The following is an 18,231-nucleotide window of genomic DNA, read 5'->3' as shown; positions in this document are numbered from 1 at the left end:
TGTCGCAAAAAATGCCGAAATTGTCGCAACTTGCGTTAGTAAGTCCTCACTCAGCTACTCATGCCCACCCGCGTCCACTTGCCCGCCGCCGTGCCTCCGCTGGCGCTAAACCGGCTGCATTCTTTGGTCGAAAACCGCACGGTGTTCGCCCTCGACGCTTTTGAGCTGAATATTTTTGAGACGCACCAAGCGGCCCTGCGCGTGCCGCTGCGCCTCGATGGGCTAGCCCTCACTACCATGCTGCGGGGCAAAAAAGTGATGCACCTGCCCGACCGCCCAGCCTTCGACTACCTGCCCGGCGAAACGGTGGTTGTGGGCGAAGATGAGCTAATGGAAATTGACTTTCCGGAGGCCTGCCTGTGCCAGCCTACGCAGTGCCTGGCGGTGGCTATCGCGCCCGACACCATTCGCCAAACCGTTGATTTACTGAACGAACGCTACCCGCGCACCGAATCGCACGCGCCCTGGGCGCTGGCCGGGCCCGAGTACGCCCACCTCACCAATACGCCCGAGCTAACGGGCACTCTGGAGCGCCTGGTGGCCGTGTCGCGCACCACCGACGCGGCCAAGGACGTGCTAGCCGGCTTTACTCTGCAAGAGCTGCTGGTGCGCCTGATGCAAACTCAGGCGCGAGAATTAATTTTTCACGACTACGCCCGGCACCTTACCACGCACCGCTTCGCAGCGGTGGTGCACTACATCAAGGAGCATCTGGCCGAAAACCTGTCGGTAGATAAACTAAGCGCGCTGGCCTGCATGAGCAAGGCCACCTTTTTTCGCATGTTCAAGCGCGAGTTTGGCCTCACACCGGTCGAGTACATTGTGCGCGAGCGGCTGGCCGAGGCTAAGCGGCTGCTGCGGCAGCCGCTGGTGAGCGTGGCCGAGGTGTGCCTGCGGGCGGGCTTTAATAACCTATCCTATTTCCAAGCTTTATTCAAAAAGCACGAGGGCTTTACACCGGGAGCTTACAAAAAGCAGCTATAACCTAGCCAGTTAAGCGTAGCTCAACGCTACTACTGCCACTTCCTCGGGCTGCGCCCCTAGCGCGAGGGTGAGCGTCTGCCCTAGCCGGGCGCCCTGCACGGCCCGCGCGATGGGCGCCACAAAGGCCACCTTGCCTTCTTTTATCGACGCTTCATCAACCCCGACAATGGTGAAGGTGCGCTCAAAACCCACTTTGCCGCCGCGGCGGGTGCGCAACGTGACGGTGGCCCCGAAGCGCACTTCGCCGGGTGGCTGGGTGGCGGGGTCGATGACTTTGGCGCTGGCAATGCGCTCGGTGAGCAAGGCTAGCCGGCCGTGCAATAAGGAAAGCTGGTGACTGCGGTCGGTGTCGTTGCCGGCGCGGTTTACCTCGGCAGCGCCGCGCTCAGCTTCCAGGTCGGCCAGCTCGGCGCGGAGCTGCGCCAGGCCATTGGGCGTGACGTAGTTGGGCGAGCCGGGCGGCAGCGCGGCGCGCGGCGGCACAATGGGCGGCGCCTGGGCATCGTCTTCTTTTACAAATCCACGGCTCATGGCTGGCTGAACGCGGGCTAGCCGGTGGGGTTGCCCACGCCGCAACTTTCGCGGTTGCGCCGGGTTTTAACGGCCATGCCCGACGTCCTGCCCTCCGATTTAGCTCCTGCCCAAGCCACTAAGCCCCGGCTCGATAATGCGCTGGTGTGGCTGATGGCCCTCACCTGCGGGCTGGTGGTGGCTAATATTTACTACAACCAACCGCTGCTGGCCGCCATCGGCCGCGCGTTCCACGTGTCCGACAGCCGCGCCAGCCTCATTGCCACGGCCACGCAGGTGGGCTACACGCTGGGGATGCTGCTGGTAGTGCCGCTGGGCGATATGCTGGAACGCAAGCGCCTCATGCTCTGGATGCTGCTGGGCGCGGCCGCGTGCCTGGGCGGCGCGGCCTTGGCACCTACGTTTGCGCTGCTGGCGGTGGCTAGCATTCTCCTGGGTATTTGCTCAGCGGTGCCGCAGCTGCTGCTGCCCATGGCGGCCCACCTGGCGCCCGAGGCCGACCGGGGCCGCATTGTGGGGCGCATTATGAGTGGCTTGCTTATCGGTATTCTGCTTTCGCGCACCGTGAGCGGCTACGTGGGCGCGCACCTGGGCTGGCGCACCGTATTTGAAGGCGCGGCCGGCCTGATGCTGGCGCTGGCTAGCCTGCTGGCCTGGCGCCTCCCCCGGGACCAGCCTAATTTTCAAGGCACCTACGCCTCGCTGATGCAGTCGCTCGGTACGCTGGTGCGCGAGCTGCCGCCGCTGCGGCGCTCGGCACTGGTGGGCGCCAGCATTTTTGCGGCTTTCAGCGTTTTTTGGACCACCCTGGCCTTTTACCTCGAAAGCCCGGCGTATGGCTACGGCAGCGATGTGGCGGGCTTTTTTGGACTAGTAGGGGCCGTGGGCGCGCTGGCCGCGCCGCTGGCCGGCGGCCTGGCCGACCGGCGCGGGGCGCGCTACGCCATCACGGCGGGCATCTTATTAGCGCTGGCTGCCTACCTGCTGCTGGGCCTGGCCGGTGGCTGGCTGGCCGGGCTGGTAGTGGGCGTCATTCTGCTCGACGTGGGCGTGCAGTCGGCCCATATTTCCAACCAGACGCTCGTGTTTTCGCTGCGCCCCGAGGCCCGCAGCCGCCTTAATACCGTGTACATGACCGGCTATTTCACGGGCGGCTCGCTGGGCTCAGTCGTGGGCGGGCTGGCCTGGATGCACTTTGGCTGGCCCGGCGTGTGCATCGTGGGCGGGGCATTTGTGGCGCTCGCGCTAGCAATTCATCGCAGCTATGGTCGGCCATAAGCTTCTTCCTAACCAGTTGGCCAGCAATAGCCAATGCACAGCATTACCCAGCCACTAACTCATCTAAGCTAGCGTGCGCGGGGGTATGGTGCACGTAGTCGAAAAGCCGGTCAAGCAGCGACGTAGACAGCTTTGGCAGCAACGGCAGCAAAAAGTCGGGCGATGATGTATCGACATGGCCTAGCAGCGCCGGCAGGTCGGTATGGTGCCGGGTGGCCCGGTAGCCCATCCGCCACTCGCCAAAGCGCCGCTCGGCCAGTGGCCCGCTCAATAGCAGCATGCAGGCCGTGTGGCGCACATCCTGGCTGATGCGCTGGTACAAGGCCAGCACAGCAGCCTGCCGCCCTTCAAGTACTTGCAAAAAACGCCCTTCGGCAGAGTAAAGCAGTAAACCAGTCAGCTCGTGCTGCGCGTTGTAGTCTCGTGAATTTCGTAATAATTCCAGCAGGTCAGCATCGGTAAATGGCTGACTAGCGCGGCTTTCGTAAATGAGGTGGTATAAGGGCATTGGGTAAGGAGCGAAATTGCTGCCCAAGATAGTGCGCCGCGCGGCTGTTTTCGTAGGCGTGCTTCGCTGCCTGGCTCCTACCCTAGCCGCTCCAGGCAGGTGCGCAAGCTCGCGCGCCAGTGCGGGATAGTTACCCCTAACTCTCTTTTCACCTTGCTCTTATCCATTACCGAGTAGGCTGGTCGCGTAGCTTTGGTCGGGTACTCAGCGGTGCGGATGGGCACCGTTTTCACCAGCACGTTGCTCAGCTCGAAAATAGCCGTGGCGAAATCATACCACGAGGTCACGCCCTCGTTGCTGTAGTGATAAATACCATAGGCTTGGCTCTGACTATCAATGATGTGCAGGATGCAGCCGGCCAGGTCGATGGCGTAGCAGGGCGTGCCTACCTGGTCCCAGATGATGCGCAGCTCGTCGCGCTCGCGGCCCAGCTTGAGCATGGTTTTCACGAAGTTGCCCGCAAACTCGGAGTACAGCCAGCTGGTGCGCAGGATGAAATATCGGCTGGCTAGCCCCGGAATAACCTGCTCGCCCTCCAGCTTGGTGAGGCCGTAGACGCTGAGAGGCGCGGCTTCGTCGGTTTCAACGAGCGGCTGGTTGCCGGTGCCGGCAAATACAAAATCGGTCGAAATCTGGATGAGCGTGGCGTTGAATTCGCCGCAGAGCCTAGCCAGGTTTTCCACGCCATCGCGGTTCACGCGGCGGGCCAGGTCTACCTCATCCTCGGCTTTATCGACGGCCGTGTAGGCGGCGCAGTTGATAACGTAGGCCGGGTGGTGGTGCTCGAATAAGGCGCGCAGGCTATTGATATCTAAGATGTTGGCCTGCGCCTCGGGCGGAAAAACCAGGCCCCTCATATTTTGCGCCTGCGCCACGTGCGCCAGGCACTGCCCAAGTTGGCCCGAGGCCCCAAAAACCAGCGTTGTCTGCATAAAAATCGGCCCTAGCGAGCGGTAGCGTTGTTTGGGCCGCAAGTTAAGGCTAGCCGGGGAGCGCGGGGAGCTCCGGCGGGCGCTTGTTTTTGATGGGTTCGAAGCGGCGCTCGCAGGGCTGCTTCTCGCTCAGGTACTTCCAGTAGCGCTTCGGAATGTGGCGCTGGTGCAGTTTCAGGTTTTTGCGCTCCGGGATGTTCACATGGTCGAAATACGCCTGCCACAGGATTTTAAACAGCGGCTCGCGCTCGTCGAGCACCGTGGCCGAAACCTCGCCCCGGCGCGGGCTGGCCCCACCGGTTTCAAACTCCACGATGGTCGTCCGGGTGAGGTCATAGTAGAGCCCGTAGCGGCGCCTGCGGTCAAAAATCAGCCAGCGCTGGTCGGCGTAGCGCTTGGTAAAGTGGCTGGCAATGAGCGGCAGCGTATCAAAATCGGGCTCGATGGTGGCGTGAAACAGGCCGTCCTGCGCCTTCTCGAAGCGCACGAACGCCTCCATGCGGTGCTTTTCGCGGAAGAGCTGTTGGGCTAGCCGCTGGCAGCGGCGCACGGTGGCATCGGCGTAGTTTTCCGAGATGTCGCGCCCGGCACGCAGGGCCATGTCGGCGTAGCGGAAAATGAGCAATTCGCGCTCCGGGTCTTCGCTCAGAAAAACGTGGTAGAGCCGCGCCCGCGCCGGCTCGGGCATGAAGCGCAGCAGGCCCTCCCAGGTGCGGGTGGCTAGGGTTTCGTCGGTGGCAATGGCTACGGCCTGGGCAAAAAGCCCGCCCTGCGCGGCGCCCTCTACCTGAATGCTGCCGGGCGCCGAGCGGCGGTCATACACCCGAAACAGCACCGTGAGTAGGCCCTCAAAGCTACCGTCGTAGGTGTAATCGGTGGGCGGGTTGTGCAGCGGGGGGGCCGGCGGCCGCGCTGCCACCGGGCCGACGGCCGCACTGGCCTCGGGGCGGCGAAAGGAAGTAAGTCGGCTCACGCTCAACAGGTTAAAAAACCGCGCCGCCGCACGGCGGCGCGGCGGCTAGGCCGCTACGCCGGGCTGTGACGCGCTGGCCAGCCGGGCGGCGCGGGCCGCGTCGTGCACCTGGCGCACCAAGGGCAGCAGCTCGGAGAGGCGGCAGCAGCACGAAAGGCGCGGCGCTTTGTCGAGGCTACCGGCTCCGGTACGCAGGCCCAGGGTGGGCTCGGCAGCGGTAGAAAGAGAGGCCGACGCGTCGGCAGGTGCGCGATGGGTAATTTTCATGCGTGAAAATGAACCAGTTGTAAAATCCTGTCGCAACCGCGACAGGCAGCTTGGCGCGGGCGGCTACTGCACCACCAGCGTATCGGTGATGTAGGCGTTATTGCCCAAAAATTTTAGGTAGTACGTGCCGGCCTGGGTGGGCTGAAAGGTATAGGTGGTCTGAGCCGGTACGGCAGTTGTGGTGCACGAGCAGCTTGCGTAATTGATGTTGACCCCAATCGCGCGGGTGTTGCCCGAGCTCTGCTCCGAGAGGTTGGCCAAGGTGCCGCAGCCGCCGGCGGGCAGGTAGGAGAGCGAGTAGACGGCCGGTTGATTTATGGCAATCGTTTTGGGACCGCTCACGGCCGTGATGGGCGTGAGCAGCGTGTTATTGCATACGTCGGGGCCTACGCTAAGGCAGCTAGTGGCGCTGAGGCCAAGGGCGGCAAGCAGGTAATATCTCATAAGCGAAAGAGCCAACAGGCACGGGAAAGGTTGACTCGAAATACCAACTAATAACCTGTTCCAATCAACTTTATTCGACGCAAGGCTAGCCCCGCGCCGCCCAATGCCCTAGCCGGCCTGGGCAAATAAATCCAATTGCTGCGTCACGAGGGCCGAGCGCGTGGCCTTGCCCCCGAATAAAATCTGGCGGCGCACCTGCTGCTCGCTCAGCTCGCCTAACCTAGCCGGCGCCATGCCCCTGGCCGTGAGAAAGTGCTTGGCGCGCTTCATCACTACGCCAAACTGCGTGAGGTGCTCGGCCGTGAGGCTGGTAAAGCGCCGGGCCTGCACAATGCGCTCGGCCGAGCGGGCGCCCACGCCGGGAATGCGCAGTATCATGGCCCGGTCGGCCACGTTTACATCTACCGGAAACAGGTGGCGATTGCGCAGCGCCCAGGCCAGCTTGGGGTCGATTTCGAGGTCGAGGTAGGGATGCGCGGGGTCGAGTATCTCGTCGGCCTCGAAACCGTAAAAGCGCATCAGCCAGTCGGTTTGGTACAGGCGGTGCTCGCGCACCAGCGGCGGCTGGGTCACCTGCGGCAGGCGCGCATCGTCGGTCACGGGCACGTAGCCCGAGTAGTACACGCGCTTCAGCCCGTAGCCCTGGTAGAGCGAGTCGGAGAGCTTGATAATCTGCAAGTCATTCTCGTCGCTAGCCCCCACAATAAGCTGGGTGCTCTGCCCGGCGGTGGCAAACTGCGGCACTTTCTTAAACAGCGCCTTTTCCTCTTTATTCTGAATAATGCCGTCGCGAATCTGCCCCATCGGGGTCAGAATCTCGGCGTAGTTTTTCTCCGGCGCCAGGTTCTGGAGGGCCAGCTCCGAGGGCAGCTCAATATTCACGCTCAGACGGTCGGCGTAGAGGCCGGCTTCCTGAATCAGCTCGGGCGAAGCGCCCGGAATGGTCTTGACGTGGATGTAGCCGTTAAAATTATGCTCGGTGCGCAGCTTCTTCACGATGCGCACCAGGCGCTCCATCGTGTAGTCGGGCGAGGAGAAAATTCCGCTGCTTAAAAACAGGCCCTCGATGTAGTTGCGGCGGTAGAAATTGATGGTCAGGTCCACTACTTCCTCCACCGTAAAGGCGGCGCGCTTCACGTCGTTGCTCCGGCGCGACACGCAGTAGGCGCAGTCAAAAATGCAGTGGTTGGTGAGCAGAATTTTTAGCAGACTCACGCAGCGGCCATCCTCGGTAAAGCTGTGGCAGATGCCCATGCCTTCGGCGTTGCCGAGGCCTTTCTGCTCGTTTTTGCGCTTGCCGCCGCTGCTGCTGCACGATACATCGTACTTAGCGGCGTCGGCTAAGATGCTTAGCTTTTCCTGAATGCGCTCGTTCATCGTAGCGGAGTAGTTTAGCGGGGGTAAAAGTAGGACTTGCTAGTGAAATGAGCAAGCTTTTGATAAGCTAATTTTTTTAGAAAAGGTTTCCTGTCCGGCTTATTTCTCTTCTTAAATTGCCAGTCTCCTGCCGCGCGCAACCCGCTGCTACTGCCGTAACTTGCGCGTAGTGCTGCTGTGCCCAATGCTTTCTCTTTCTGCTCGTCGCTTATTGGTGTTGCTCGGCTGGCTGCTGCTCGGCGGGCTAGCCCGTGCGCAGGCGCAAGTGCCGGCCTTCAGCCCCCGCCTGGCCGTGCCCCCCGACTCGCTCCGCGCCGCCGACGAGGCCGAGAGCCTGCCCACCGACTCGCTGGGCCGCCGCTTCGACGAAGCCCGCGTGCGCCTGAGCCTGGAGCGCTACACTCGGCGCAAAACCATTGTGGGCAAGGCATTGCAGGCGTTTTTTCGGCTTACCAAGCCCCAGCAGGAAGACCACGGCCTCGACGCGGTGCTGCTCAACCGGCAGTTTGACCAGCACAACTTCAAGATTGTGCGCCGCGTCACCATCACGCCCTACGACGCTTTTGGGTATAATCTGAACGACTCCTTGCGCCAGCCGCGCACGTTTCTGGAGAAGTCGGGCAATGCCCTGCACATCCGCACGGCGCGCTCACGCATCCGGCAGGTGCTGCTGTTTCGGCCGGGCCAGCCGCTGCTGCCCCAGGCCCTGGCCGAGAGCGAGCGCCTGCTGCGCCAGACCGACGAGATTCTGGACGCCCGCGTGCTCGTGAACGAGCGCACCGCTACCCGCGACAGCGTTGATATTCTGGTGTATACCACCGACGTGTTCAGCATCACGGCGGGCTACGAGCTGCGCGGCAGCCCCAACCAGGCTATTATCACGCTCGGCGACCAAAACTTTCTGGGGCTAGGCCACCGGCTGGATAATCGCTATCAATATGGCCGCGACCTGCCCCAAACCTGGGGCTACGAGGCCAACTACCGGGTGCCGTTTCGCAACTTCGTGTACGCCGAGGGTCACTACTTCAACGAGTTTGAGTCGCACTCGGGCGGCGTGTCGGTGCGGCGCGACTTCTACTCCCCCAGCGCCCGCTGGGCCGGCGCCTTCACGGCCGATGTGAATAATCTACGCGTGGTGCTGCCGCGCGACGCCCCGCCGCTGCCGGGCCAGCAGCCCGATTTTCGCATTCGCTCCTTCACCAGCCAGAGCTTGTGGGTGGGCCGCGCCTTCCGGCTGCGCTCGTATGACCTGGGCTACGAAAACCCCGGCCGGCTCATCGTGTCGGCTAGCCTCACCCACGAAAACCACACCACCAACCCCACCGCCACGCCCGAAACGCCCGCCGGCAGCCCCGACGACCGCACCCGCACCCTGCTGCTGGGCACGGTGGGCTACTCGGTGCGCCGCTACTATAAAGACAAGTACCTCTTCGGCTTCGGCCGCACCGAAGACGTGCCGGCCGGCACCCTGCTCAGCCTCACGACGGGCCTCGAAAACAATCCCGTGGGGCCGCGCCGCTACCTCGATGCCCGCATTGCGGCGGCCGGCTACTCCGAGCGTCAGGGCTACCTCTACGGCAGCCTCGACTTCGGCACCTTCCAGCGCATTCAGGATGGCGGCTGGGAGCAGGGCTTGCTCAGCGGGCAGTTTCTGTACTTTACGCGGCGCTACCGCATGGGTAGCTATCAGAGCCGCCACCTGCTCACCACGCGCGTCACGGCCGGCTTCAACCGCTACCCGGCCGAAGTGCTGCTCACGGGTATTAATAGCAACCCCGACGGCGTGCGCGGCTTCCAGCCTACCGGCCAGATTCTGGCCACCAGCCGCCTGCTGGCCAACTACGAGGGCACCGTGTACACGCCGCTTTCGCTACTGGGCTTCCGGGTAGCTCTGCTCGCCTTTGCCGATATGGCTATTATAAATGAGCGTATTGGTGGCGGCTCGCCCTTCGGCGGCGATGCGCCCTACACGGGCTTCGGGCTAGGCCTGCGCTTCCGCAACGAGCTCACGGTGCTGCGCACATTTCAGATACTGCTGGGCTACTACCCGCGCGGCCAGCTTAACCCCAATGGTGCGCGCCTGTTTGAGAGCAACCGCGACTCGTATCAGTTCTCCGATTTCAGCTTCGGCCAGCCTAGCGTGGTGCAATATGGGTATCAGTAGGCTGATGGTTGGTCGGTAGCTGATAGTTGGTAAAAAGCTGTACTATTTTAGTAAGTATAAATAACCATCACAGCTGAAACTCAATCGGCATGGTGCACACCACGCGCACAGCCTGCCCGCGCTGGTAGCCGGGCTGCCAGGGCGGCATCAGCCACACCAGGCGCAGCGCTTCTTCATTGAGGCCACCGCCGGGGCCACGCACCACCGAAGCATCGGTAATCCGGCCAGCCGCGCTTAGGATAAAACGTATATACACCTTACCCGTCACTTTCAGCTGCCGCGCGCCGTCCGGATAGTGCATATTCTTAGTCATGTAGCTAATCAGGGCGGCGTCGCCACCCGTGAAATGGGGCCGCACATCGGGATTGATAAATATAGAATCCGGCTTAAATGCCAGCGCAGCAGTCGGCGGCGCAACGGTGCTGCTACCGCCGCCGGGGCCCGTACTGGCGGTAGCAACCGTCGCCAAACCGGGCCGGCTACCCTGCGCCGCGGCCCAGCCGGGCAGTACCAAGCCGATTATTATTAACTTCCATGCGTAGCGTACACTCATAAACAATATTGTATAATAGGTGGCAAAAGTAGAATGCAGATTATTCAAATTTACGATGTACACTTGGGTCAATAATATTCTTTTTCCGTTATTGCCGTCGATTCTTCTGATTATACTAAAAAATCACCGTTTCGGATTGCCTTCGCTTGGCTTTCGCCTCCAGCCCTACCTTCGTCGCTTCCTTTTTAGTGCGCTTGCCGCTCCCTCCCCATGCGCCTTGGCGATTTTAACGACCTCGAAATAGCCCGCGAAGTCAGCATTGGCTTTTATCTGACCAGCGACGACGGCGACCTGCTGCTGCCCGAAAAGTACCGCCCGGTGGGCGCGCGCGTCGGCGACGTTATCCGCGTGTTTGTTTACCGCGATTCTGAGGACCGCCTCATTGCCACCACCCTGGAGCCGCTGGCGGTAGTCGATAGCTTTGCCGCACTCACCGTGCGCGACGTGGGCCCGCCCGGCGCTTTCCTCGACTGGGGCCTCGAAAAAGACCTGCTCCTGCCCCACGCCAACCAGCGCCAGGCCGTGCGCGTGGGCGAGCGCGTGCTGGTGTACGTATACCTCGACGAGGCTAGCGACCGCCTGGTGGCCTCGGCCAAATGGCAGCAATTTCTCAGTCCCGAGCCGTTTGCAGGGGCCGTGGGCGAGGCCGTGCAGGTGCTCATTGCCGAAGAGACGCCGCTCGGCTACTCCGTCGTCGTGAACGGCACGCACCTGGGCCTACTCTATCACAACGAAGTATTTCGCCCGCTGCGCGTGGGCGAGCTGCTACCGGCCCACCTGCGCCAGATTCGGCCCGACGGCAAGCTCGACGTGCGCCTCGGCCAGGCTGGCTACGACGAAGTTGAAATGGCTTCGCGCCTCGTGCTGGCCGCCCTGCGGCAGCGCCCCGATGGCCGCTTGCCCCTCGGCGACAAAAGCCTGGCCGACGACGTGTACCGCCGCCTGGGCATGAGCAAAAAGGTATTTAAAAAGGCTCTGGGTGCGCTCTACAAGCAGGGCGTAGTAGAGCTGGGGCCCGAAGAAACGCGGCTAGCCAGCCCCCAATAATTTCCGCGCACCTCAGCGGAAACCCTGTGCAGCCTCTGCGGGAAATTTTTCCAGCTCCCGAAGTTGCTTTTTCAAAAAAGCGTCGTTTCTTTGCTCCCGGAAACCAGTTCAATTCAATGTCTTTCTCCGCAACCGTTTCGCAAAGCTGGTGGCACTCAACCTTCCCGAAGGCTGAGCATTAGGCATTATACGTTGGTTGAACCCCTCTGAGATTCTCCAAGCCCGCTGCTCACCGCAGCGGGCTTTTTTGTTGTTCCCTACCCCCGTCTTTCCTTGCCATGCCGGCCGCTACCGCCACTTCTTCCGCCACCATCGTGCACAGCCGCCACCGGCGCCTGCTGGCCGATACGCTCACGCCGGTGAGCCTGTACCTGCGTCTGCGCGACCAGTTTGTGGGCACGCTGCTGCTCGAAAGCTCTGACTACCACGGCAACAGCAACAGCTTTTCGTACTTGTGCTTCAGCCCGGTAGCGCGCTTCGAGCTGGATAAAAATCAGCTAACCACGCAGCATCCCGGTCGGCCGGCCAGCACTACTGCCCTCGCCGACCCGCGCCAGGCGCTGGCGCATCTGCGGGCGTTTCGGGAGAGGTTCCGGCCCGCCGCGCCGTCGGGGCTGCCGTTTATCACCAACGGGCTGTTTGGGCACATGGCCTACGAGGCAGTGCAGTATTTTGAGGATGTGACGCTGCGCGACAAGCCCGGCGCGAGCACGGTGCCAGCTATTGTTTATCAAGCATTTCGCTACGTTATTGCCATCAACCATTTCAAAGACGAGCTTTACCTGTTTGAGCACCAGTACCTGGCCGAGGGCGAAACGCCGGCCGCCGATACGCTCGACTACATCGAGACGCTTATCCACAACCGCAACTTTGCTACCCACCCGTTTTACCTTCAGGGTCCGGAAAGCTCGAACGCGACCGATGAGCAGTTTCTGGAGCTTATCCGGCTGGGGCAGCACCATTGCCAGCGCGGCGACGTGTTTCAGATTGTGCTGTCGCGGCGCTTTCAGCAAGGCTTTCAGGGCGATGAGTTTAACGTATACCGGGCGCTGCGCTCGCTCAATCCGTCGCCCTACCTCTTCTTTTTCGATTACGGCAGCTACAAGCTATTTGGCTCCTCGCCCGAGTCGCAGATTGTGGTTAGCAAGGGCCAGGCGGTGCTCTACCCCATCGCGGGCACTTTCCGCCGCACCGGCGACGATGCGGCCGATGCCCGGCTAGCCCAGCAGCTGCTCGATGACCCCAAGGAAACCGCCGAGCACGTAATGCTCGTGGACCTGGCCCGCAATGACCTTAGCCGCCGCTGCGACGTGGTGGCCGTGGAGCGCTTCAAGGAAATTCAGTACTACTCGCACGTTATTCACTTGGTTTCCAAGGTAGTGGGCCAGCTAGGCCCCGACACCGAGCCGCTCGACGTGGTGGGCGAAACCTTCCCGGCCGGCACGCTTTCGGGCGCGCCCAAGTACCGCGCCGTGCAGCTCATCGATGAATACGAAAGCACCCAGCGGGGCTTCTACGGCGGCTGCATCGGGGCGCTCGACTTCGGCGGCGACTTTAACCACGCCATCATGATTCGCACTTTCCTCAGCAAGGATAACACGCTGTATTACCAGGCCGGCGCGGGCGTGGTGGCCAAGTCAGTGCCCGCCAGTGAGTTGCAGGAGGTGCACAACAAGCTGGGCGCGCTGCGCGCGGCGCTGCAGCAGGCGGAGAAAGTATAAGGTTGGTTTTAATAAAGGAGGTTATGCTGACCATAGTGAAGCATCCCTACCGCATTGCTGACCGGTGCGGTAGAAGCGACCAAGATGCTTCACTGCGTTCAGCATGCCGTTCAAAGAAATAAATTCTAGTAAGAAAATGGCTATTCTGGTTCTCGACAACTACGACTCCTTCACCTACAACCTCGTGTATATGCTGCGCGAGTTGGGGCAGGAAGTGGACGTGTTTCGCAACGATAAAATCAGCCTTGATGCGGTTGATAAGTACTCGCACATCTTACTGTCGCCGGGTCCCGGCATTCCGAGCGAGGCCGGCATTATGCCCGAGCTTATCAAGCGCTACGCGCCTACCAAGCACATTCTGGGCGTGTGCCTGGGCCACCAGGCCATTGGCGAGGCCTTTGGCGGCCAGCTCGCCAACCTCGGCGAGGTGCACCACGGCGTGGCTCACACGCTGCACCAGACGCCCGAGGCAGCCGGCAACCGGCTCTTCAACGACGTGCCCGACACCGTGCGCGTGGGCCGCTACCACTCCTGGACCATCGCGCCCGAGGGCGTGCCGGCCGAGCTGCGCATCACGGCCCTTGATGAGAATGGCCAGGTGCTAGCCCTCGCCCACCGCGACTACGACGTGCTCGGGGTGCAGTTTCACCCTGAGTCGGTGCTGACGGAGCACGGCAAAACCATGCTGGCCAATTGGGTGAACGGCTAGCACTTACCCTATCGTCTGTCAGTGCGAGCGCAGGCTCGCACTGACAAGCGCAAAAATCAACTGACGAACAGCATTTTAAGTGAAAGACACCCTCAACCACCTCTTTGCCTACCGCACGCTGCCCCAGGAAGAGGCGCACCGCGTGGTGCTGGGCATTGCCCAGGGCCAGTACAACCCGGCCCAGATTGCGGCTTTCCTCACCGTGTACCTCATGCGCAGCGTGACAGTGGAGGAGCTGGCCGGCTTCCGCAACGCCTTGCTGGAGCTGTGCCGGCCCGTAGACCTGGGCGGCATCGACGCGATGGACGTGTGCGGTACCGGCGGCGACGGTCGCAACACGTTCAATATCTCCACTTTATCGGCGTTTGTGGTGGCCGGCGCGGGGCAGCCGGTGGCTAAGCACGGCAACCACGGCGTGTCGAGCATCAGCGGCAGCAGCACGGTGCTGGAGTATATGGGCGTAAAATTCACGGCCGACAACGATGCCCTGCGGCGCCAGCTCGACGAGGCCAATATTTGCTTTCTGCACGCGCCGCTGTTTCACCCGGCCCTCAAAAACGTGGCGCCGCTGCGCAAAGAGCTGGGCGTAAAAACCTTCTTTAATATGCTGGGGCCGCTGGTAAATCCGGCTAGGCCGCGCCTGCAGCTGGTTGGCGTGTTCAGCCTGGAGCTGGCGCGCCTCTACGCCTACCTGCACCAGCAGGAGGCGGGCCGCGAGTTTCTCATCGTGCACAGCCTCGATGGCTACGATGAGGTGTCGCTGACGGGCCCCGTAAAACTCATCAGCCGCCAGGGCGAGGAGTTGCTGTCGCCTAGTGATTTAAACCTGCCGCAAACTACACCCGAGGCCTTGTTTGGCGGCGACACGGTGGCCGAGGCGGCGCACATTTTCCAAAAATTACTGCGCAACGAAGCACCCGCCGCCCACCGCAACGCAGTGCTCGCCAATGCCGCGCTAGCCCTGCGCACGGCCGGCCGCGCCGCTACCGCCGCCGAAGGGCTAGCCCTGGCTGCCGAGAGTCTCGACAGCGGCCGGGCCCGGCAGGCGTTTGAAAAGCTGCTGGCGCTGAGCTAACTCAAAAAATCAACAAAACCTGTCCTGCTTCCTTCGCCGGCATGACAGACGATAAAAAACCATGACTATCCTCGATAAAATAATTGCTGAAAAGCGCCAGGAAGTGGCCCGGCGCGAGGCCGAAACGCCCCTGGCCACGCTGCAAAAAGCGCCGCTGTTCACGCGGCCGGTGCTGTCGGCGCGGGCGGCGCTCACCGCCGCCGGCTCGTCGGGCATCATTGCTGAGTTTAAGCGCCGCTCGCCATCCAAAGGCGTTATTAATGGCACGGCCGAGGCCGGCGCCACTACGGCCGGCTACGTAGCGGCGGGCGCGGCTTGCCTGTCGGTGCTCACCGATGAACCGTTTTTTGGCGGCACACCCGACGACCTGCGGGCGGCGCGGGCGGCCTGCCCGCACACGCCGATTTTGCGCAAGGATTTCATTATCAGCGCGTATCAGCTTGCTGAGGCGCGGGCCCTAGGGGCCGACCTCGTCCTGCTCATTGCCGCCTGCCTCACGCCGGCCGAGATGGTGCAGTTAAGCAAATACGCGCACGAACTGGGGCTGGAAGTGCTGCTGGAGGTGCACGACGAGGCCGAGCTGCACCGCCACCTGGCCAACAGCGTGGACCTGGTGGGCGTGAACAACCGCAACCTGGCCACGTTTGCGACCGACGTGCACACGTCGACGCGGCTGGCTAGCCTCATTCCCAGCACGTTTGTGAAGGTGGCCGAGAGCGGCTTGCAGCACGCCGGCACCATCTTGGCGCTGCGGCAGGCGGGCTACCAGGGCTTTCTCATCGGCGAAACGTTTATGAAAACGCCCGACCCGGCGGCGGCGCTGGCTAGCCTCGTGGCCGAACTATCCGGACCGGTTTCGGCTTCTTAGCGCCTATGAAAGTCAAAATATGCGGTATGCGCGAAGCGGCCAACATCCTGGCCGTGGCCGATTTCAACCCCGATTTTCTGGGCTTCATCTTCTACGAGAAGTCGCCCCGCTACGTGGGTACCAGCCTCAGCACGGAGGTACTGCGCAGCCTGCCCGATTCGGTGTGCAAGGTGGGCGTGTTTGTCGATGCGCCGCTGCCCGAGCTGCTGGCTACCACCAGCCACTACAGCCTCGACTACGTGCAGCTGCACGGCCACGAAACCCCGGCCTACTGCCGCGCCGTGCGCGAGCAGGGGCTGCGCATCATCAAGGCCTTTTCGGTGGCTGAGCCTGCTGATTTTGCCAACCTGACCGACTACGGGCCTAGCTGCGAGTTTTTTCTGTTTGATACCAAAGGCCCGCAGCGGGGCGGTAATGGCCGGACCTTCGATTGGGAGCTTTTGCGCCATTATCACGGCCCCACCCCCTTCTTGCTGAGCGGCGGCCTGGGCCCCGATACCCTGGCCGGGCTACTGCACTTCCACCACCCGCAGCTGGCGGGCTACGACTTCAATAGCCTGCTGGAGCTAGCGCCCGGCCGCAAAGACGTCGAAGCTACCGGCCGGGTACTGACCCGCCTGCACGACCAGCGCGCCGACTACTAATTACTCACTGTTACCCGTTATTTCAATGACTCTCACCGCCCCCTCTCCCTACCGCGTCGATGCCAGCGGCTACTACGGCCCCTTTGGCGGCGCCTACGTGCCCGAAATGCTTTATCCCAACGTGGAGGAGCTGCGCGATAACTACCTGCGTATCATTGAGGACCCCGAGTTTCAGCGCGAGTTTACGCAGCTGCTGACTGACTATGTAGGGCGGCCTACGCCGCTGTTTCTGGCCCAGCGGCTGTCCGAGCACATTGGCACCACCATTTACCTCAAGCGGGAAGACCTGTGCCACACCGGCGCGCACAAAATCAACAATACCATCGGGCAAATACTGGTGGCGCAGCGGCTGGGCAAGAAGCGTATCGTGGCCGAAACCGGCGCGGGCCAGCACGGCGTGGCCACGGCTACGGTGTGCGCCCTCATGGGCCTCGAATGCATCGTATACATGGGCGCCATCGACATCGAGCGCCAGAAGCCCAACGTGGACCGCATGCGCATGCTGGGCGCCAAAGTAGTGCCCGCCACCAGCGGCAGCCAGACGCTGAAAGATGCCACCAACGAGGCCATGCGCCACTGGATTTCGAACCCCACCGACACGCACTACATCATCGGCTCGGTGGTGGGGCCGCACCCCTACCCCGACATGGTGGCCCGGTTTCAGTCCATCATTTCGGCCGAAACTATTAGTCAGCTGCTGCAACAAACCGGCCGTGCTACTCCCGATTTCGTGCTGGCCTGCGTGGGCGGCGGCTCCAACGCGGCGGGCGCCTTTTACCACTACCTCGACGAGCCCGGCGTGCGCCTGATTGCCGCCGAGGCCGCCGGCCAGGGCGTCGATACCGGCCACTCGGCCGCTACTACGGCGCTGGGCAAGCCCGGTATTCTGCACGGCGCCAGCACCATTCTCATGCAAACCGAGGACGGCCAGGTGACCGAGCCGTACTCCATCTCGGCGGGGCTCGACTACCCCGGCATCGGGCCGCAGCACGCGCAGCTGTTTGCTACCGGGCGCGCCGAATTTATTTCCATCACCGATAAGGCGGCCCTTGATGCAGCCTTCCAGCTCAGCCGCCTCGAAGGCATTATTCCGGCCCTCGAAACGGCCCACGCGCTAGCCTGCCTGCCGCTCATCGGGGCCAAAAAGGACGATGTGGTTGTGGTGTGCCTCTCGGGCCGCGGCGATAAGGACTTGGCTACCTACACCAAGCACTTGGAAGAATATTCTTAACGTCTTTTAGCACAGAGTTAAAAAGAGGAAAAAGGAGTTCCACAGAGTTGTGCTCCCTCGGCGAGACTTCTTTTTCCTCTTTTAACTCTGTGCGAAATATACTCACCCTATGAACCGCCTCACCCACCTATTCCAACGCAAAACCACTGACGTACTCAACGTCTATTTCACCGCCGGCTTTCCGCAGTTGCATGACACCGTGCCAATTTTAAAAGCGCTGCAAGACGCCGGGGCCGACCTCGTCGAGATTGGTATGCCCTACTCCGACCCCGTGGCCGACGGCGAAACCATTCAGCGCAGCAACCAGCAGGCCCTCGAAAACGGCATGACCGTGACCATGCTCTTCGAACAGCTGCAAGGCATTCGCCAGCAAGGCATTACGGTGCCGGTTCTACTCATGGGCTACCTCAACCCGGTAGTGCAGTTTGGGGTCGAGAAGTTTTGCCAGCAGTGCCAGGCCGTGGGCGTCGACGGCCTGATTTTGCCCGACCTGCCGCTCGAAGTGTACGAGCGTGAGTACCAGCCGCTGTTTGCAAAATATGGTCTGCAAGTAGTCTTCCTCGTGACGCCGCAGACCAGTGCCGCCCGCGTGCGCCAGCTCGATACCCTGGCCGATGGCTTCATCTACCTGGTGGCCGCCGCCGGCACCACCGGCGCCCAAACCGACATGAACGCCGACGTGGATGCCTACCTCAGCCGCACCAAGGCGCTGGGTTTGCGCAACCCTACCCTCGTGGGTTTTGGTATCAGCGACGCGGCGAGCTTTGCGGCGGCTGGCCGGCACACTACGGGCGCCATCATCGGCAGCGCATTTATCCGGCTCTTGCAAAACACGCCAGCCGAAGGGCGCACGGCGGCCATTCGGAAGTTTGTGGCGGGCATTCGGCCCGTGGCTAGCCTGTCTTAAGCTAAATTACAAGGCCCG

19 protein-coding genes are annotated in these 18,231 nt (G+C 62.0%); 11 read left to right on the top strand and 8 right to left on the bottom strand.

The window, feature by feature from the left end; genetic code table 11:
• The first annotated feature begins 60 nt into the window (after nucleotides 1-60).
• On the top strand, nucleotides 61-984 hold the full coding sequence (locus GKZ68_RS01385) for an AraC family transcriptional regulator (protein ID WP_173110031.1): 924 nt from the start codon (nucleotides 61-63) through the stop codon (nucleotides 982-984).
• 9 nt (nucleotides 985-993) lie between these two features.
• On the opposite strand, the gene GKZ68_RS01380 is transcribed toward GKZ68_RS01385, so the two are convergent.
• Entirely contained in the window at nucleotides 994-1,515 is a 522-nt protein-coding gene (locus GKZ68_RS01380; protein ID WP_173110029.1) for a GreA/GreB family elongation factor, read from the bottom strand.
• 75 nt (nucleotides 1,516-1,590) lie between these two features.
• Between GKZ68_RS01380 and GKZ68_RS01375 the strand changes: the two genes are divergently transcribed.
• Nucleotides 1,591-2,793, top strand: coding sequence for an MFS transporter (locus tag GKZ68_RS01375; RefSeq protein ID WP_173110027.1), 1,203 nt, complete (start codon nucleotides 1,591-1,593; stop codon nucleotides 2,791-2,793).
• Between the two features lie 43 nt (nucleotides 2,794-2,836).
• Here the strand turns inward: GKZ68_RS01375 and GKZ68_RS01370 are convergent, their stop codons facing one another.
• The 6 genes from GKZ68_RS01370 to GKZ68_RS01345 all read right to left on the bottom strand — a co-directional run bounded on the left by GKZ68_RS01370 (nucleotide 2,837) and on the right by GKZ68_RS01345 (nucleotide 7,294).
• A complete protein-coding gene (locus GKZ68_RS01370) occupies nucleotides 2,837-3,301 on the bottom strand; it encodes a BLUF domain-containing protein (protein ID WP_173110025.1) in 465 nt (154 codons plus the stop codon).
• Between the two features lie 77 nt (nucleotides 3,302-3,378).
• Nucleotides 3,379-4,233 (bottom strand): dTDP-4-dehydrorhamnose reductase, encoded by an 855-nt coding sequence (gene rfbD, locus GKZ68_RS01365; protein ID WP_173110023.1) that lies wholly within the window; start codon nucleotides 4,231-4,233, stop codon nucleotides 3,379-3,381.
• 49 nt (nucleotides 4,234-4,282) lie between these two features.
• The gene (locus tag GKZ68_RS01360) at nucleotides 4,283-5,206 is read right to left on the bottom strand and encodes a TIGR03915 family putative DNA repair protein (protein WP_173110021.1); all 924 of its coding nucleotides are present in this window, start codon (nucleotides 5,204-5,206) and stop codon (nucleotides 4,283-4,285) included.
• Between the two features lie 45 nt (nucleotides 5,207-5,251).
• Complete coding sequence (locus tag GKZ68_RS01355) at nucleotides 5,252-5,473, bottom strand: hypothetical protein (protein ID WP_173110019.1); 222 nt, start codon at nucleotides 5,471-5,473, stop codon at nucleotides 5,252-5,254.
• A gap of 63 nt (nucleotides 5,474-5,536) precedes the next feature.
• Nucleotides 5,537-5,917, bottom strand: coding sequence for a hypothetical protein (locus GKZ68_RS01350; protein WP_173110017.1), 381 nt, complete (start codon nucleotides 5,915-5,917; stop codon nucleotides 5,537-5,539).
• Between the two features lie 108 nt (nucleotides 5,918-6,025).
• Nucleotides 6,026-7,294 (bottom strand): putative DNA modification/repair radical SAM protein, encoded by a 1,269-nt coding sequence (locus GKZ68_RS01345; protein WP_173110015.1) that lies wholly within the window; start codon nucleotides 7,292-7,294, stop codon nucleotides 6,026-6,028.
• Nucleotides 7,295-7,478: 184 nt separating this feature from the next.
• Between GKZ68_RS01345 and GKZ68_RS01340 the strand changes: the two genes are divergently transcribed.
• Complete coding sequence (locus GKZ68_RS01340) at nucleotides 7,479-9,458, top strand: hypothetical protein (RefSeq protein WP_173110013.1); 1,980 nt, start codon at nucleotides 7,479-7,481, stop codon at nucleotides 9,456-9,458.
• Nucleotides 9,459-9,525: 67 nt separating this feature from the next.
• Here the strand turns inward: GKZ68_RS01340 and GKZ68_RS01335 are convergent, their stop codons facing one another.
• On the bottom strand, nucleotides 9,526-9,816 hold the full coding sequence (locus tag GKZ68_RS01335; RefSeq protein WP_173110011.1) for an energy transducer TonB: 291 nt from the start codon (nucleotides 9,814-9,816) through the stop codon (nucleotides 9,526-9,528).
• Between the two features lie 405 nt (nucleotides 9,817-10,221).
• On the opposite strand from GKZ68_RS01335, the gene GKZ68_RS01330 reads away from it, so the two are divergent.
• From GKZ68_RS01330 to trpA, 8 genes are all read left to right on the top strand, one after another.
• A complete protein-coding gene (locus GKZ68_RS01330; protein WP_173110009.1) occupies nucleotides 10,222-11,058 on the top strand; it encodes a S1 RNA-binding domain-containing protein in 837 nt (278 codons plus the stop codon).
• A 278-nt stretch (nucleotides 11,059-11,336) separates the two neighbouring features.
• Nucleotides 11,337-12,779 carry an anthranilate synthase component I family protein gene (locus tag GKZ68_RS01325; protein WP_173110007.1) on the top strand — a complete coding sequence of 481 codons (1,443 nt, stop codon included), beginning with the start codon at nucleotides 11,337-11,339 and terminating at the stop codon, nucleotides 12,777-12,779.
• A gap of 136 nt (nucleotides 12,780-12,915) precedes the next feature.
• On the top strand, nucleotides 12,916-13,488 hold the full coding sequence (locus GKZ68_RS01320; protein ID WP_173110005.1) for an aminodeoxychorismate/anthranilate synthase component II: 573 nt from the start codon (nucleotides 12,916-12,918) through the stop codon (nucleotides 13,486-13,488).
• A 79-nt stretch (nucleotides 13,489-13,567) separates the two neighbouring features.
• Entirely contained in the window at nucleotides 13,568-14,563 is a 996-nt protein-coding gene (gene trpD, locus GKZ68_RS01315) for an anthranilate phosphoribosyltransferase (protein WP_173110003.1), read from the top strand.
• A 61-nt stretch (nucleotides 14,564-14,624) separates the two neighbouring features.
• Nucleotides 14,625-15,431: an indole-3-glycerol phosphate synthase TrpC gene (gene trpC, locus GKZ68_RS01310; protein WP_173110001.1), complete on the top strand. Its 807-nt coding sequence runs from the start codon at nucleotides 14,625-14,627 to the stop codon at nucleotides 15,429-15,431.
• A gap of 5 nt (nucleotides 15,432-15,436) precedes the next feature.
• On the top strand, nucleotides 15,437-16,075 hold the full coding sequence (locus GKZ68_RS01305) for a phosphoribosylanthranilate isomerase (RefSeq protein ID WP_173109999.1): 639 nt from the start codon (nucleotides 15,437-15,439) through the stop codon (nucleotides 16,073-16,075).
• A gap of 25 nt (nucleotides 16,076-16,100) precedes the next feature.
• Nucleotides 16,101-17,306 carry a tryptophan synthase subunit beta gene (gene trpB, locus GKZ68_RS01300; RefSeq protein ID WP_173109997.1) on the top strand — a complete coding sequence of 402 codons (1,206 nt, stop codon included), beginning with the start codon at nucleotides 16,101-16,103 and terminating at the stop codon, nucleotides 17,304-17,306.
• A 109-nt stretch (nucleotides 17,307-17,415) separates the two neighbouring features.
• The gene (gene trpA, locus GKZ68_RS01295) at nucleotides 17,416-18,213 is read left to right on the top strand and encodes a tryptophan synthase subunit alpha (RefSeq protein ID WP_173109995.1); all 798 of its coding nucleotides are present in this window, start codon (nucleotides 17,416-17,418) and stop codon (nucleotides 18,211-18,213) included.
• Nucleotides 18,214-18,231 lie beyond the last annotated feature (18 nt).

Source organism: Hymenobacter sp. BRD128, assembly GCF_013256625.1.
GTDB lineage: Bacteria > Bacteroidota > Bacteroidia > Cytophagales > Hymenobacteraceae > Hymenobacter.
The sequence above is the reverse complement of the archived record's forward strand: the minus strand, read 5'-3'. Positions and strand labels throughout refer to the sequence as shown.

Coding starts and splice junctions, on each gene's coding strand:
- GKZ68_RS01355 (WP_173110019.1), bottom strand. CDS start 5,473: ATGAAAATTACCCATCGCGCACCTGCCGACGCGTCGGCCTCTCTTTCT.
- GKZ68_RS01385 (WP_173110031.1), top strand. CDS start 61: ATGCCCACCCGCGTCCACTTGCCCGCCGCCGTGCCTCCGCTGGCGCTA.
- GKZ68_RS01380 (WP_173110029.1), bottom strand. CDS start 1,515: ATGAGCCGTGGATTTGTAAAAGAAGACGATGCCCAGGCGCCGCCCATT.
- trpB (WP_173109997.1), top strand. CDS start 16,101: ATGACTCTCACCGCCCCCTCTCCCTACCGCGTCGATGCCAGCGGCTAC.
- GKZ68_RS01330 (WP_173110009.1), top strand. CDS start 10,222: ATGCGCCTTGGCGATTTTAACGACCTCGAAATAGCCCGCGAAGTCAGC.
- GKZ68_RS01375 (WP_173110027.1), top strand. CDS start 1,591: ATGCCCGACGTCCTGCCCTCCGATTTAGCTCCTGCCCAAGCCACTAAG.
- GKZ68_RS01350 (WP_173110017.1), bottom strand. CDS start 5,917: ATGAGATATTACCTGCTTGCCGCCCTTGGCCTCAGCGCCACTAGCTGC.
- GKZ68_RS01340 (WP_173110013.1), top strand. CDS start 7,479: ATGCTTTCTCTTTCTGCTCGTCGCTTATTGGTGTTGCTCGGCTGGCTG.
- GKZ68_RS01325 (WP_173110007.1), top strand. CDS start 11,337: ATGCCGGCCGCTACCGCCACTTCTTCCGCCACCATCGTGCACAGCCGC.
- GKZ68_RS01345 (WP_173110015.1), bottom strand. CDS start 7,294: ATGAACGAGCGCATTCAGGAAAAGCTAAGCATCTTAGCCGACGCCGCT.
- rfbD (WP_173110023.1), bottom strand. CDS start 4,233: ATGCAGACAACGCTGGTTTTTGGGGCCTCGGGCCAACTTGGGCAGTGC.
- GKZ68_RS01370 (WP_173110025.1), bottom strand. CDS start 3,301: ATGCCCTTATACCACCTCATTTACGAAAGCCGCGCTAGTCAGCCATTT.
- trpA (WP_173109995.1), top strand. CDS start 17,416: ATGAACCGCCTCACCCACCTATTCCAACGCAAAACCACTGACGTACTC.
- GKZ68_RS01320 (WP_173110005.1), top strand. CDS start 12,916: ATGGCTATTCTGGTTCTCGACAACTACGACTCCTTCACCTACAACCTC.
- GKZ68_RS01305 (WP_173109999.1), top strand. CDS start 15,437: ATGAAAGTCAAAATATGCGGTATGCGCGAAGCGGCCAACATCCTGGCC.
- trpC (WP_173110001.1), top strand. CDS start 14,625: ATGACTATCCTCGATAAAATAATTGCTGAAAAGCGCCAGGAAGTGGCC.